General features: G+C 66.7%; 7 protein-coding genes. 2 read left to right on the forward strand and 5 right to left on the reverse strand.

What is annotated here, in order from left to right; translation table 11 throughout:
• Positions 1-164: 164 nt before the first annotated feature.
• The 5 genes from pbpC to ACYVKM_RS04210 form a co-directional block, all read right to left on the reverse strand.
• Positions 165-2,561 carry a penicillin-binding protein 1C gene (gene pbpC / locus ACYVKM_RS04190; RefSeq protein ID WP_460876017.1) on the reverse strand — a complete coding sequence of 799 codons (2,397 nt, stop codon included), beginning with the start codon at positions 2,559-2,561 and terminating at the stop codon, positions 165-167.
• 181 nt (positions 2,562-2,742) lie between these two features.
• Positions 2,743-7,740: an alpha-2-macroglobulin family protein gene (locus ACYVKM_RS04195; RefSeq protein WP_460876018.1), complete on the reverse strand. Its 4,998-nt coding sequence runs from the start codon at positions 7,738-7,740 to the stop codon at positions 2,743-2,745.
• Between the two features lie 112 nt (positions 7,741-7,852).
• Positions 7,853-8,656 carry a lysophospholipase gene (locus ACYVKM_RS04200; protein ID WP_460876523.1) on the reverse strand — a complete coding sequence of 268 codons (804 nt, stop codon included), beginning with the start codon at positions 8,654-8,656 and terminating at the stop codon, positions 7,853-7,855.
• Positions 8,657-8,843: 187 nt separating this feature from the next.
• On the reverse strand, positions 8,844-9,548 hold the full coding sequence (locus ACYVKM_RS04205; RefSeq protein WP_460876019.1) for a hypothetical protein: 705 nt from the start codon (positions 9,546-9,548) through the stop codon (positions 8,844-8,846).
• Positions 9,549-9,566: 18 nt separating this feature from the next.
• On the reverse strand, positions 9,567-10,871 hold the full coding sequence (locus tag ACYVKM_RS04210) for a S1 family peptidase (protein ID WP_460876021.1): 1,305 nt from the start codon (positions 10,869-10,871) through the stop codon (positions 9,567-9,569).
• A gap of 210 nt (positions 10,872-11,081) precedes the next feature.
• Here ACYVKM_RS04210 and ACYVKM_RS04215 point away from each other — a divergent pair, with 210 nt between their 5' ends.
• Together ACYVKM_RS04215 and ACYVKM_RS04220 are read left to right on the forward strand one after the other, a co-directional pair.
• The gene (locus ACYVKM_RS04215; RefSeq protein ID WP_460876022.1) at positions 11,082-15,488 is read left to right on the forward strand and encodes a DEAD/DEAH box helicase; all 4,407 of its coding nucleotides are present in this window, start codon (positions 11,082-11,084) and stop codon (positions 15,486-15,488) included.
• A 16-nt stretch (positions 15,489-15,504) separates the two neighbouring features.
• Positions 15,505-15,663, forward strand: a complete 159-nt coding sequence (locus ACYVKM_RS04220) for a hypothetical protein (RefSeq protein WP_460876024.1) — start codon at positions 15,505-15,507, stop codon at positions 15,661-15,663.
• Positions 15,664-15,734: the final 71 nt, after the last annotated feature.

Here is a 15,734-nt window from a genome sequence, read left to right on the forward strand (position 1 = left end):
TCCGGCACGTTGTTGCGGTGGCATGGACCCGGGCACAGCCAAATCGCCCCCGGGTTCATGCATGGCGGGCAAAGGCGCCACGGAACGCTACCTCGTCGGCTACAGCTTGTGGTTGAAGCCCGACAGCACGGTCCGCGTAGTTCTTGCGCTTCCGACCAGGCGACTCAGTCGGCGACGTCCAGCTGCAGCGAGCTGAAGGCGCCGCTGCGCGTCAGTGCGGTGACCGTGTGCCGTCCGGTTTGCTGCAGGGTCAGCGACAGCGGTGTGGCATCTTCGCTGGTGCCTTGCAGGCGTCCGTCCAGCAGCCATTGCACGGTGCCCTGCGCACCCAGGGCACGAAGCGTGACGTGCAGCGGATTGGCGCTGTTCGGTGCGCGGCGCAGGGTGGCGCCGTTGCCGAGGCCGGCGATGCGGATTGGTGCGGCGACATCGAGCGAGTCGGCGGCGCAGCCCGGTGCAAGCGGGGGCAACGCCGAGCTGGCTCGGTCGTCCATGCTCAGCCACGGCGTGGCCAGTGCCGGCCAGCGCGCCAGCCGGATCGTGTGCTCGTGGCGGGCGTGGCAGGTCGCGCTGAGACGCTGGCCCTTGGCGTCGACACGCAAGGTGAGCAGGCCGGAGGCCCATGCACCGAGATCGCGTTCGGCAAAGGTGGGCGGCAGCGCGTCATCGAGTACCCATGCGGTGTGACGCTGGCGGCACAGGTTCGCCGGGGTGGCGGCAGCGGCAGCACCGAGTGGCCAGCAGATGTCGACCGCACGCACGCTGGCCGGCTGCACGCGGTGCACGCCGCCGCGTTGCGGCAGCATGTCGGCGATCTGGAACAGCAGCGGCAGCGCGGTCACTGCACCGTACTGGCCCGGCGAGGGCGTGCCGTCCGGACGGCCGATCCACACGCCGATGGTCCAGCGATCGGTGACGCCGATCGCCCACGCATCGCGATAGCCGTAGCTGGTGCCGGTTTTCCAGGCAACCGCGGCGTGCCGGTTGATCGTGCCTTCCAGCGGCGCGCCTTCGACATCCGCCGGGTTGTGCGCGAGCACATCACGGATGATCCATGCCGCACCCGGCGAAAGCAGCAGCCGCGGCTGTGCCGGCTGGTCCGGTGTGTAGCGCGGCGTACCGGCGATGCCGCCGTTGGCGAACGCTGTATACGCGCCGACCAGGTTTTCCAGTCGGGTCGACGCGCCACCAAGGATGATCGACAGATTCGGTTTCGCGCCATCGGGCAAACCAAGGTCGATGCCGCCGTTGGCCAGCCGCGCCACGAAACGGTTCGGACCGACCCGGTCCAGCACGTCCACCGCCGGCACGTTGAGCGAACGCTGCAAGGCCTCGGCCACGCTGACCGGCCCGCTGAACGCCTCGTCGAAATTGCCCGGCTTGTAGCCGCCGAAATCCTGCGGCGCATCGACCAGCAGGCTCTGCGAGGTGATCAGGCCATCGTCCAGCGCGAGGCCATACAGGAAGGGCTTGAGCGTGGAGCCGGGCGAACGCGGTGCCCGCACCATGTCGACATGGCCCAGCCGGACCGGATCGGCGAACTCCGCCGTACCGACGTAGACGCTCGCTTCCAGCGTGGCATTGTCGACCACCAGCAAGGCGGCCGACGTGCGCGCCGGCAGTCGCGCGAGATAAGTGGTGACGCGATCCTCCGCGGCACGCTGCAGATCGGCATCGATGGTGGTGGTGATGCGACGTGCCTGCGGTTGCTGCTGATGCAGACGCTCGGCCAGCAAGGCCGCCGACAACGGTGCGCGCAACGAGCGTGCGACCACCGGCTCGATCGCCGCATCGCGCACCTGCGCAGCGCTCCAGACACCGAGATCTCGCATGCGCCGCAATACCTTGTCGCGCGCCGCACGCGCCGCCTCGGGGTGACGATCCGGGCGCAACCGGCTTGGCGATTGCGGCAGCACCGCGAGCAGGGCCGCTTCGGCGCGCGAAAGCTGGCTGGCCGGCTTGCCCAGATAAGCCCACGAGGCGGCATCGACGCCCTCGATCGGGCCGCCGAACGGCGCGTGATTGAGGTACAGGTCGAGGATCTGCGCCTTGCTCAGGTGCACTTCGAGTTGCAGCGCGCGCAGGATCTGCACCAGCTTGCCGCCGAACGTGTGCGGGCGGAACCCACCGGAGCCGGGCTGGATGATCCGCGCCACCTGCATGGTCAGGGTGGAGCCGCCCGAAACAATGTGCCCATGCCGCAAGCCACCGGCGAACCCCCGTGCCAGCGCATAAGGGTTCACGCCGGGGTGGCGGTAGAACCAGCGGTCCTCGTAATGCAGCAGTGCCGAGAGATACAGCGGCGATACCTGCTTCGCAGTGACCGGGTAGCGCCAGACGCCATCACTGTCGGCGAACGCGCGCAGCGGCGTGCCGTCACGCGCCAGCACCACCGTGCTGCCGGTGTCGGGCGCCGGCAGGCGCAGCGGGAACAGGCGGTCGAGCGCGACGGCGATGAGCAGCACGACGATGACGGCGATCACGACCGCGCGCAGCCAGCGGCGCCACGCGCTGGAACGAGGTGTGGCGGTGGACAGCGTGTCGTGCGTGGTTGCGGTCATGTTCCGATGCGCGTTGACATGGGCCCGGTAGAGCTCTGCCTTTCTCCCTCCCCTGCTCAGCAGGGGAGGGCTGGGGTGGGGTTGCTCTTCATCAAGCCAAGGCAAAAGTCAAAGGCCTACCCCCTCCCTGCCTCCCCCTGCAAGCAGAGGGAGGAGCAAAGCTTTTCAAGAGCAGGAGCGGCTACGGCTCCACCACCGTGATCTTCGCCGGCTCGACCTTGCCGATGCCGCGCACGGCGGGCCGGTACATGTCCTCCACCAGCGGCGGCGGCACGGTATAGCTGCCGGGTGTCACCGCACGCACCAGGTAGAACACGTGCGCCGCATCGCCGCGGGTCAGGTTGAGTGCGGCCGCGTAGCGGTCGTCGCGATATTCCTCGTGCACGATATTGGCCGCCGAGGTGTGCTGGTCGAGATCGATGCCGTCGATCACCACACCGGCCCACTGCTGTGCACCGCCCAGGTTGAGGTTCTCCACTTCCAGTCCGCCGGGCAGCAGGTCGGTGACCAGTGCGTTGGGCAGGTCCATGCGCGCCTCGATGGTCAGCTCGACGATCAGCGTGTCGCCCTCCTTCAACTGGTCGCCGGCCCACGGCTTGCCATCGGTGGTGAAGTAGCTGCGCCGCACGTCGATCTGGCTGGGGTCGGCCGCCGGCGCCTTCTGCGGAATGCCGGCCACGTCGAGCGTGGCGAAGATCGCCGCCTGGCTGGCGGGTGTCACGGTGACACCGGCATTGAGCTCGGCCACACTGAGATCACGGCTCCACACGCGCTGGTTCGGCGCCTGCTCGATCTTGCCGTTCACGCTGATCGTCGCCGCCAGTGGGGCACTGTCCTTCGCATCGAAGGCACGAGCGACACGGGCGATCGCCGCCTGCTCCTGCGTGCTGAGGTAGGACCACGACCAGCGGTAGCCGGCCTCCTTCTTCTGGCGTTCGATCACATTGGCCGAGGCATTGCGTGCCCAGTCGACCAGCTTGGTGTCGTACTCCGGCTTGTTCATGCCGTAGCTGTGGGTGAGCGCGACCATCAGCGCCAGATCACGCAGGTCCGAGCCATAATCGCCGACGTACCACGGCCGCTCCTTGTTCCACGCAAACGCTTCCGCGATCGCCTTCTGCGCGCGCTCGTTGTCGCCCATCAGCTTGAGCGCGATGCCCAGGTGCACCAGCGGCAGCGGTGCGACGAGCTTGCCGCGGTCGTTGTCGAAGATCGCCCGCAAGGTGCCCAGCGGTGCCCGGTTGACACGTGCCAGCACGAAGCCGGAATAGGCCTCGTCGGCGATCCGCAGATGATCGTGCTGTTCGTAGCTGTAATACGGATGGCCGCCGGCGAGCAGGTCGTCGTTGAGGCGCTGCAACGCCTTCTGCAGCACATCCTGCGGCACGGCGAAACCGGCATCGCGGGCGTCGAGCATGAAGTCGACCACGTACGGCGTGGTGAACGTCTCGATCGGGCTGGTGCCGCCCCAGAAACTGAAGTGACCGTTGCTGGCCTGGAACGAGGCGATCCGTCCCAGTGCGCCTTCGACTGCAGCGTTGCGCACGTCGTCGCTCATCACCGGCGCGCCGAGTGCCTTGGCCGTGGGGCCATCCAGAATGAGTGCTGCGTAGCCCTTGCTGGTGGTCTGCTCGATGCAGCCGTAGGGATAATCGAGGATGCCGCGCAAGGCCGATGCATACGGCAGCGGCGGCAGCGTGCTCAGGGTGATCTGCGCACGCACGGTCGCCGGCAGCAGACCGGCCACCACGGCAGCACCGAAGTGCTGCGGCTTGCCCGCTTCCAGCGCCAGCGGCGTGGTGCTGACGGTTTCGGGCCAGGCCGGACGCACCGCAAATTCGAAATGGCGATCCACCTTGTAGTCGTTGAGCTCGGCATGGATATCGACCTTCGCCACCGCAGCGCCCGCGGCGGCCGTGACCGGCATGCTGAGCGTGGTGCCGGCACCATCCTTGAGCGGCACGCTGCGGCTGGCGTTGTCGATCGCGATCAACCCGTCGCCCTTCACGCTGACCTTGGCGATGCCGTCCTTGCCGGACAGGTTCTTCAGGTCGAGGCTGATCGTGGCCTTGTCGCCCGCCGCCATCACGCGTGGCGTGCTCGGCTCGACCACCAGCGGCGCGCGCACGGTGACGCTGCCGTCGGCATTGCCGTAGCGCTCGCCGGTATAGGCCAGTGCGGCGAGGCGCAAGCTGCCGTTGAAGTCCGGCACGGTCACATGCAGCGTGGCGTTACCCTGTGCGTCGAACGCGGCCGGCCCGGCGAACAGATCCACGATCTGCACCTTCGGATTGAGCCGCGCGGCCTTCGGCAGCGCCTTGCCGCTCATGTCGCCGCCATAGCGCAGCTTGGCCTGCTCGCCGTCCATCGCCTCGATGATGCGGCTGTACAGGTCATACGCGTCGATGCCGAGCGCGCGTTTGGCGAACATCCACGCCCACGCGTCCGGCACCGGGTAGTTGGTGATGTTGAGCACGCCCTGGTCGACCGCCGACAACGTGACGAACGCCTGCTTGCCGGCCAGCCCGCTCGCCTGCACGGTGACATCGAGCGGATTGCCCGGACGCATCATCGCCGGTGCGACGAGCTTGAGCGGGATGCGCCGGTCATTGCGATCCATCGCCACGTATTCGATGCCCATCGCGCGGGCCGGCGTGGTGTGCTCGTCCGCCTCGCCACCGCGGAATACCAGCGCGACCACGTAGACATCGTGGCGCTCCCAGTCCTTCGTCACCGGGATCTCGAAGGTGGCACCGGCTTTCGCGTCGATGTTCTTCGTATAGAGCAGGTGATCCGATTCCACCAGCAGCACGCCGGGACCGTCGTGCGGCGGCGTCACCGTGACCTTCATGGTGTCGCCGGCGTGGTAGCGCGCCTTGTCCAGCGCCAGCTTGACCTTGTCCGGCCGCGCCTCCTTGCCGAGGTTCTCGTCATCCCAGCTATAGCCGGCGAAGAACGGGAACACCGTGGTGAGTTTGGTGGCCGGGTCGTACACCTCGAGCCGGTAGCTGCCCCACTCGACCGGAAACTCGACATGGGTCGACTTGCCGGCGGCGACGTCGATGTCTTTCTCCTCGATCAGCTGCAGGCGCTGGTTCGCATCCGACTTCCAGCCGCCGCTCTGTTCGTACAGCCAATAGAAGTCACGCAGCTCGCGCTGCAGGCGCACCTTGAGGTGTGTGCCGGCAACCAGCTTGCCGTCGGCGTTCGCACGCACGATCTCGAAACCCACCGGACTCTCGCTCTCGGCGCCCTGCTTCGGATCGAACAACGGGCGTACGCCGGCCAGGGTATCGGCCGGCCAGTAGGTCCGCTGCAGCAGGCGGGTCACCGCGCGGCCGCCGCTCTCGTAGACACTGCCGGACAGGGTCACCGCCAGCGGCGCGACCGGCTTGACGTCATCCGGCAGCGGTACGTCCTGCTGCAGCACGCCTTGCGCATCGAGCTTGGCATCGATCACGTTGTCGGCGCTCTTCGGCAAGTCGACCAACGGATTGCCGAAGAAGGTGTCCTTCATCGTCGTGACCGGGTGCACTTCCGGCGCCACCAGCAGCTTGGCGGTGAAGCGGTTGCTGTCGGCCGGTGCACCATAGAGATAGCTGGATGCCACTTTCAGCTTCAACGGTTCGTCCGGCGCCAGCTGCTTTTGCGGACTGGACAGCTCCACCTTCAGCCGCTCCGGCAGGAATTCCTCGACATGGAACGGGAAGGCCTGCACCGATTCCCTGCTGGCGGGATCGAGGCGGAACTCCAGCTGCCACAGGCCGGTCGGCGCATCGGCCGGAATCAGCTGGCTCAGTTCGAAGTAGTTGAGCTGCTGCGGCTGCAACTGCTTCTCCACCAGGGTGCGCCCGTCCGGCTGTTTCACCCGCACGAACAGCGACTGCGCCTTCATCGGCTTGCCGTCGTAGTCGCGCAGCAATGCCGAGGCACGCAGCGTCTCGCCGGGGCGGTACAGGTCGCGGCCGGACCAGGCGTAGACCTCGAACGGCGCCTGCCGCCGGCCGGTGATGTCGAAGTTGGACACATCCAGCGCCGGCCGGTTGAACGGCAGCACCGAGATGTCCTTGCCGTGCCGTGCAACCAGCACGTCGGACGACTTGACCTTGTATGCGATCAGCGCGTTGCCGTCGGCACCGGTGCCGGCCTTGAGCGTGGTATGGCCATTGGCATCGCGGATCTCGACATCGACGCCGTCGACCGGCGAACCGTCGCGCAGCGAAGCCACGTGCAGCAGCACGTCGTCGTGGTACACCCGCAGATGCAGGCCGAGGTCGCTGACGAAGAACGTGGCGGTGTCGTAGTTGCCCTTGAACGTGCCACCGGCCTTGACCACGGCCATGTATACGCCCGGTTCGGACAGCTGGCTAATGCCCTGCACCGGCAGGTAGGTGACCGTGCGCTCGTTCGGCTCACCGCCCAGCGTGTAGTGGTTGGCGTAGACGGAATCGGCGATCTCGGTGATCGGTCGCTTGCTGCGCCGGTCGTCGTCCTTGCCACAGGTGTTGTAGGAACTCACCTCGTGGTCGAGCTCGTAACTGTCCCGCTGGCCGTTGCGCGGATAGGCGCAGAACAGGTCCGACAATGCATCGTCGTGCACGCGGAAGAATTCCACGTCGGCATCGTGCACGTTCACCGACACCAGCGGCAGGCCGCGCGTGCCGCGCGCCGGCAGCACACTGCCATGCGAGGCGAAGCCGACTGCCGCCGGCAGGTTGCCGGAGTACACGTCATGCCTCACTTCATGGCCCAACGTGTGTCCGTCGGCCGCCAACAGGCCTGGCTGCACCCGCACCGCATAGCGGGTGTTCGACTGCACGAAGGGGAAACTCAGCGTCTTGCCATCGTCCTGCAGGCTCCAGCTGCCGCTGACCACTTCGCCGTTCGGGCCGGTCACTGCGATCAGCGTGTCGAAGGTCTGGGCCGAAGCCAGCGCAGCATTGAAGCGCAGGGTCAGTGCGGTGCGCGAGTCCTGTGATTCCGAACTGGCCGAGACGAGCGCGAAGGCGGTATTTGCTGCCTCCTGCGTCGAGGTGCTGCTGGCCGGCGCTCCCTGCAGGGGCGGTTTGCCTCCCTCATGGCCGCGATGACAGGCGGCGATGGACAGGCACAGCAGCAGTAAAACGAAGGCGCGCAGCGTTGCGCTGCGCGAAGGGCACACGATCGGCGAACGTGACATGAAAACCTCTCCCTAGGCTTGCGCAGGAGTATCGCCGGAATTCATGGCAACGGCGAGGCGTCGGCGGGGCGTCCAGGTTGCAGATTCAGGTTCGCCCTGCGGCTGCGGTTGCTCATACCCGCCGTCCCAGCCAGTCGGCCAGCTGCATCAGCACCTGGCTGCGCCCGGGCTCGGCTTCGTTGAACAGCTCGTGATACAGGGTGGAGAAGAAGCGCGTGGTCAGCTGGCCGCTGGCTGCCGCCTTCCTGGCGAACGCACGACTGCCGGACGGATCGACCAGTTCGTCGCTGTCGGCCACCAGCAGCAGGGTCGGCATCGCCAGCGTGGCGGCATCGGCGATGCACGCCGCACCGGCCTCGAAGATGAAATTGGCCAGCCTCGGCGTGATCCAGCCCGTGCACAAGGGATCGTCGCGATAGGCCTGCACCACCTGCGGATCGTGCGAGAGCTTGTCGACCTTCAAGCTGGTGCGCAGCGGCAGGTTCGGCAACAGCCGGCCCAGCACGCTGGCCAGACGCACCATCGCCGGCGACTCCCAGCTGCGCAGCGCGGGCGAGGACAGCAGCAGGGCCGGCGGCGCGATGCGGCCATCCAGTACGGTACGCGCCGCCACCAGGCCACCCATGCTGTGACCGAGCAGCAGGGGTGCATGCGGCAACCCGTTGGTGTAATCGATGTAGACCGTGGCCAGATCCTCCAGCAGATCGTCGCCATGGCGCAGTGCGCTGCGCTGGCCCGGCGTCTGCCCGTGTCCGCGCTGGTCATAGCTGCGCACCGCGTAGCCGCGCTGGTTGAACCAGGCGGCGAGCTGCTCGTAGCGGCCGCTGTGCTCGCCCAGGCCGTGCACGATCAGCACCGCACCGCGCGCCTGCGGTTTTGGCCAGTCGCGCAGGAACAGCCGCTGGCCGTCGGCCATCGTGAGCCAGGCCACATCCCGCGCCCCAGTTGCGCCATTCTCCCGCTGCACCGATTGCCCTCGCTGTTCCACGTCTATGCTCGTCATCAGATGTCCACGCGATACCTGCCCGACGCTGCCGCAGACGCCATGAGCTGTCTGCGGCAGGAATCACCCTTCGCCATGCATCCAGGCGAGGGCGCCTCGATCAATGCTCCATGACCCGCATGTCCTTCATCAACAGGTCGAGCTTGCTCTTCATGTCGGCCTGCGGGTGTGTGCCCGCAACGCCATAGAAAGCGGTGTACAGCACCGCGGCCGGCTTGTTCCTGGCAGTGCTCCGGGCAACCACGGCATCGATCTCCATCAGATCGTTTTCGTAACGTGCGACGGCGTTGTAGGGATATTGGCGCTGCGACAGTTTCTGCCAGTGACTGGTCATGTCGTCGTCCAGGCCGGCCGGCGGAGCGACGAAACGCTGGATGTTGACGTTGTTGTGATCGTCGGAGGCCCCGCTCTTCCAGATATCCACGTCCGCCACATCCCATACCGGTTGACCGTTGTCCATGAAAAACCTGAACCCAAGCCACAGCAGGTTGCCCGGTGTGATCGACTGCACGTCAGAGGTGTACGAGAAAGCCACCCGCTGCGATGTGTAGCTGAAGCCATGACCATAGTCGAAGCCGATATGGATGTTCTTGAACGCGGCCGGCCGCAGTGCAGATGGTTCCTTGAGGAAATCCTTCCACTGCGCCAGGGTGCCTTCGTACGTAGCATGGATGAAGCTGCTGAGTTCATCCATGTCCAGTCTGGTGTCGTGCGCGTTGGCAGCCGGAGCCAGCCGCGTCAGCATCACGCAGCCGTCCGGCACAGGTAGCGAATACACCACGACCAGGGCGTTCGCGTAAGGCAACGGCCAGACATCAACATTCTAGGGGCGTTGCCAACGGTCGATGTGTATCGATTCGAGGGTCGGCTTGCCGAGCGAAGTGATCTTGATTTTTTCGCCACCGACCTCGCGCCGGAACATGCCGGTTTTGACCAGCAGGTCCATGCGCGACTTCGCGTCGCCGTAGAACCTGACCGCGTCCACATCGTCCGGCCGGCGCAGGTGGAATAATCCGTTACGACCTGCCGCACCCACGTCCACATAACCATTGCCGTCCAGCGAGAAATGCTGCGACTGCCTGCCTACACGCTCCCATTCGCCATTGCTGCCGCGCACGATCAGCGTGGGGAAGCTGTCGAGCCTGGTTTGCTGGAACAGCAGACGTGCAGAACCTTCGCCTTTCGGAAACAGGCTGACGGATTCCTTGGCGAGCAATGCCTTCAATTGCGTATCGCTGTAATCGTCGAAGCGCGCCTGGAAGTTGCGATAGAAATCGCCGAGGCTCATCGGCAGCGCGAACTGTGCCTTGAAGGTGCCGTTCTGGATCGTGTCGAAAATGTCGAGCTGGTAGCCCCCGCGCGTGTCCATCACGGCCTGCCCGTCCGGCGCATCCAGCACCATGCCGATCGGCAACGCATAGTTGAGATTCTCGTTGGCCGATTTCATCAGCACGATGCCGATCAGCTTGCCGTCCTTGTCCAGCAGCGGGCCGCCGCTGTTGCCGGGCGAGGCTGCCGCCGAGAAGCGCATCCATTTCCAGCGACCGTCCTGGTCCTCCGGCGTGTCGGAGGTGTACAGGCCATCGCGGATCACCACGCCGGTGCCCAGTGCATTGCCGACCGCATAGACCACCTGGTTCAATGCCGGCTTGGAGTCGATCTCCAGTGCCGTTGCGCCGGCAGGCTGCGTGGCCAGCGAGAACACCACGAAATCCTGCTGCAGCGAATACTTTTCGATCTTGCCGATCGCATAGACATGTCCGCCGGCATCGCGCAGGGCCGGCTCGCCCCACAGGCTGCCGATGCCGACCTGCAGCACGTGCGCGGCGGTGACGTAGCGGTTGTTGCCCAGCGCGAAAGCCGTGCCGATCGAGTAGTACTTGTCGTTGCGCTCCTGGTACGGCAGCAACTCCATCGGCAGCGGCTTTTCGTAAGTGAGCGGATCATTGACCGGTTTGGCCGCGACCACCTCGAACGTGGCCGCCTGGATCTTCGGCAGCACGGCCGGATCGAGACTGGCAGCCTGCGTGGCGGCGCTGCACAGGCCCGCCAGCATGAACAGGCTTACACAACCGAATGCCGTTGTCCGTGAGGCAGCCTTGCGCAGAATCAATGGCAGAACGTACATGGGAGTCCTTCGCATGAGGGCCGCGCCGGATTCCCCTGCGGGGCCCCTGACCTGCGACGGCCGTACATGAATAGTGACATGCCGAAACGGCGCCTGCACCGTCATCCATATCGCTGTTTGCGGCGGATTCGATGGCCGATTGCATGGGCTGCAGGCATCCCCATATAAGATCGGGTGTCTCCCTCCCCATCGCCGCACGGGCAACCACCGATGCGTCTGGACCGCAGTCCGCTTGACGATTTCCACCCGGCCGTCGCCGGCTGGTTTCGGCATGCCTTCGCCGTGCCTACGGCGGCGCAGGCCGCGGCATGGCCATCGATCCATGCCGGCCAGCACACCCTGGTCGCCGCACCGACCGGCTCGGGCAAGACGCTGACCGCCTTCCTGGCGGCGATCGACGCGCTGGTGCGCGAGGGTGTGGCGCATGGCGGCGTGCTGGCGGATGCCACCACGGTGGTCTACGTGTCACCGCTGAAGGCGCTGTCGAACGACATCCACATCAATCTGGAAGCGCCGCTGGAAGGCATCCGCGCGGAACTCGAAAGGCTCGGCCTGCCTGACGTGGCGATCCGCACCGCCGTGCGCACCGGCGACACGCCGCAGGTGGAACGCAACCTGCTGCGCAAGCTGCCGCCGCACATCCTGGTGACCACGCCGGAGTCGCTGTACGTACTGCTCGGTTCGGCCTCCGGCCGCACGATGCTGGCCGGTACGCGCACGGTGATCGTCGACGAGATCCACGCCATCGCCGGCAGCAAGCGCGGTTCGCATCTGGCACTGTCGCTGGAGCGGCTGGAGTCGCTGTGCCAACGGCAGTTGCTGCGGATCGGCCTGTCGGCGACGCAGAAGCCGATCGAGGAAGTCGCCAGCTTTTTGGTCGGCGCCCCGCCCGTCTCTTCCCTTGGCGGAGAGGAGATGAACGTCAACAGCCATGCTCATCTTGTCGATGATGGCTGCACCATCATCGACGTGGGCCACGCCCGCGCACGCGACCTTGCAATCGAGGTCCCCCCGGTGCCACTGGAAGCGGTGATGTCGAACGACAGCTGGGAGCTGGTCTACGACCGACTGGCCCAGCTTGTGCAGGCGCACAGCACCACCCTGATCTTCGTCAACACGCGGCGGATGGCCGAGCGCGCCGCACGGCATCTGTCCGAGCGGCTCGGCAAGGAAACCGTGGCGGCGCATCACGGCAGCCTGTCGAAGGAACTGCGCCTGGATGCCGAGCAACGGCTCAAGCGCGGCGAACTGTCGGTGCTGGTAGCGACCGCCTCGCTGGAGCTGGGCATCGACATCGGCGATGTCGACCTGGTCTGCCAGCTCGGCTCGCCGCGTTCGATCGCCGCCTTCCTGCAGCGCGCCGGTCGTTCCGGCCACAGCATCGACGGCACGCCAAAGGCGCGCCTGTTCCCGGCCACCCGCGACGACCTGATCGAATGCACCGCCCTGCTGGATTGCGTGCGCCGTGGCGAACTGGATGCGCTGATCCTGCCACCACAACCGCTCGACGTGCTGGCGCAGCAGATCGTCGCCGAGGTGGCCTGCACCGAATGGGACGAGGACGCGCTGTACGACCTGGTGCGTCGCGCCTATCCGTATCGCAACCTCGCACGTAACGATTTCGACGCAGTGGTGCGCATGCTGGCCGAGGGCTTCGCCACCCAGCGCGGCGCGCGCGCGGCGTATATCCACCGCGATGCCGTGCATCGTCAGCTGCGCGCACGCCGCGGTGCGCGGCTGACCGCACTGACCTCCGGCGGCACCATTCCCGATACCGCCGATTACAAGGTGGTGCTGGAGCCGCAGGCGATCATCGTGGGCACGGTGAACGAGGATTTCGCGGTCGAGAGCATGGCCGGCGACATCTTCCAGCTCGGCAATACCAGCTATCGCATCCAGCGTGTCGAGCGCGATCGCCTGCGGGTGGAGGACGCGCGAGGCGCGCCGCCGAGCATCCCGTTCTGGCTGGGCGAGGCGCCCGGGCGCAGCATGGAACTGTCGTACGGCGTCTCGCGGCTGCGTGATGAAATATCCGAACAACTGGATGCCGGCGGCACGGCCGCCGCGCAGACATGGCTGACTGGTCAGCTCGGTTTGAGCGAAGCGGCTGCGCAGCAACTGGCCGATTACCTGGCCCGTGCAAAAGCCGCGCTGGGTGTACTGCCGACCCAGCACACGCTGGTGCTGGAACGCTTCTTCGACGAGTCCGGCGGCACCCAGCTGGTGATCCACACGCCCTGGGGCAGCCGCATCAACCGTGCCTGGGGTCTGGCGCTGCGCAAGCGCTTCTGTCGCCAGTTCAACTTCGAGCTGCAGGCGGCCGCGACCGAGGATGCGATCGTGCTGTCGTTGTCGACCAGCCACAGTTTTCCGCTGAAGGAAGTCGCGCATTACCTGCACTCGAACACCGCGGAACACGTGCTGATCCAGGCCCTGCTCGACGCGCCGCTGTTTCCCGCGCGCTGGCGCTGGAACGCGGTGACGGCGCTGGCGCTGCCGCGCTTCACCGGCGGCAAGAAGACGCCGCCACCGCTGCAGCGGATGAAGAGCGAGGACCTGCTCGCCGCCGTGTTCCCCGATCAGGTCGCCTGCCTGGAGAACATCGTCGGCGAGCGCGAAGTACCGGATCATCCGCTGGTCAACCAGACCATGCACGACTGCCTGCGCGAGGCGATGGATATCGATGGCCTGCTGCAGATCCTGCGCCGGCTGGAAGCGGGCGAGATCACGGTCGTCGCGCGCGACCTCACCGCACCCAGCCCGCTCGCCGCCGAAGTACTGAATGCCGCGCCGTATGCGTTCCTCGACGATGCACCGCTGGAGGAGCGCCGCACCCAGGCTGTGCAGACGCGGCGCTGGAACGAGTCCGACCGTGCCGACGATCTCGGCCGGCTCGATCCCGAGGCGATTGCCGCCGTGCGCGAGGAAGCATGGCCGCAGGTGCGCGATGCCGACGAGATGCACGAGGCACTGACCTTGCTGGGTTTTGTGACCATGGCGGAAGTGGCTGCCAACACCGGCTGGAGCGAGCGATTGCAGGTGCTCGCAAAAACGAAGCGCGCGACCCGGCTTGCCGTCGACGGCAACGCCGCTTCCGCGGAAACAGGAACCTGGACGTCCGCGGAGAAGTTGCCGCTGTGGCAGACGCTGCATCCCACCGCAGCGATGCAACCGCCGATCGCCGCTCCCGCCGAATACGCCGCACAGGCATGGTCGCGCGAGGATGCCCTGCTGGAACTGGTGCGCCATCGCCTCGGCGGACTCGGCCCGGTCACCGTGGCGGCGCTGGCGCAGTCGATGGCGGTCGAACCCCGTGACATCGAACATGCCCTGCTGCGGCTGCAGTCCGAAGGCTATGTGATGCAGGGTCGCTTCAGCGCCGACGCCACCGATACGGAATGGTGCGAGCGGCATCTGCTGGCGCGCATCCACCGCTACACCATCGGCCGGCTGCGCCGCGAGATCGAACCGGTCAGCCGGCGCGAGCTGATGCGCTTCCTGTTCGATTGGCAGCACGTGTCGGCGGCGACCCGGCGCAGCGGGCCGGATGCCCTGAGCGCCACGCTGGCACAGCTCGAAGGTTACGAAGCCGCAGCCGGTGCCTGGGAAGCGGAGCTCCTGCCGGCGCGCATCGACGACTACTCGATCAGCTGGCTGGACGAACTCTGCCGTGCCGGCCGAATCAGCTGGGCCCGTCTGCGCGCCGGCACCGGCGGTGGTGGCGGCCCGCTGCGCAGCACGCCGATCGTGTTGCTGCCACGTCGCAACATCAGCGTGTGGACGTCCATCGCTGCCGACGCAAACGTGCAGGACATCCTGCTGTCGTCGCGCGCTCAGGCGGTCGCCGATGCGCTGCGCGAGCAAGGCGCCCTGTTCTTCGATGAGCTGCTCGGCACCACCCGTCTGCTGCGCACCGAACTGGAGGACGCGCTCGGCGAACTGGTTGCTGCCGGTCGCGTCAGCGCCGACAGCTTTGCCGGCCTGCGCGCACTACTGTTGCCGGCGGCAAAGCGCGAGGGTGGCCGCCACCGTCGCCTGCGCCGCCATCTGCTCAACGGCATCGAGGATGCCGGGCGTTGGGCACTGGCCCGCAACGTGACGCCATTGCCGGATACGAAGACGGCCCATGATCCCGACGCGATCGAACACATCGCCCGTACCCTGCTGCGTCGTTACGGCGTGGTGTTCTGGAAGCTGCTGGAACGCGAGGCACCGTGGCTGCCGTCGTGGCGCGAACTGCTGCGCGTATATCACCGGCTGGAAGCACGCGGGGAAATCCGCGGCGGGCGTTTTGTCGAGGGGTTGGTCGGCGAGCAATTCGCCCTTCCCGAGGCGATCGCGCCACTGCGCGCGGTACGCCAGCGCGCGGACGACGACGAGCTGGTCTGCCTCAGCGGCAGCGATCCGCTGAACCTGGTCGGCACCGTGCTGGTCGGCGACAAGGTGCCGGCGCTGACCGGCTCGCGCGTGCTGTACCGCGACGGCGTGGCGATCGCCGCCCTGGTCGGCGGCAAGGTCGCAGCATTGATCGAACTGTCGGCCGCGGATACCCAGCTGGCCAGGCATGCATTGCTGCGCCACCCACCCTCGCTGCCGGAACCGGCGGCGACGCCATAGACGCGGGACCACGTCGATGGGATGCCTGCCCTTGCTGCTGCTGTTTCCGCTGGGCTTTGGCGTGGGCTATCTGATCGACGGCTCCGTCGGCGCGCTGTGGGGCGCGGGGGCCGGCTTCATGCTCGGCCTGCTGGCGATGGGCCTGTTCATCAAGGCGCTGCGCGGTCGTCGCTAGCGGCATCAAAGTTTGAAGCGTAGACATGTCCCCAGTCGCCGACCGGCTGCATCGCCGCCACGATGCAGCCG

The sequence above is a fragment of the Rhodanobacter koreensis genome (genome assembly GCF_054782855.1).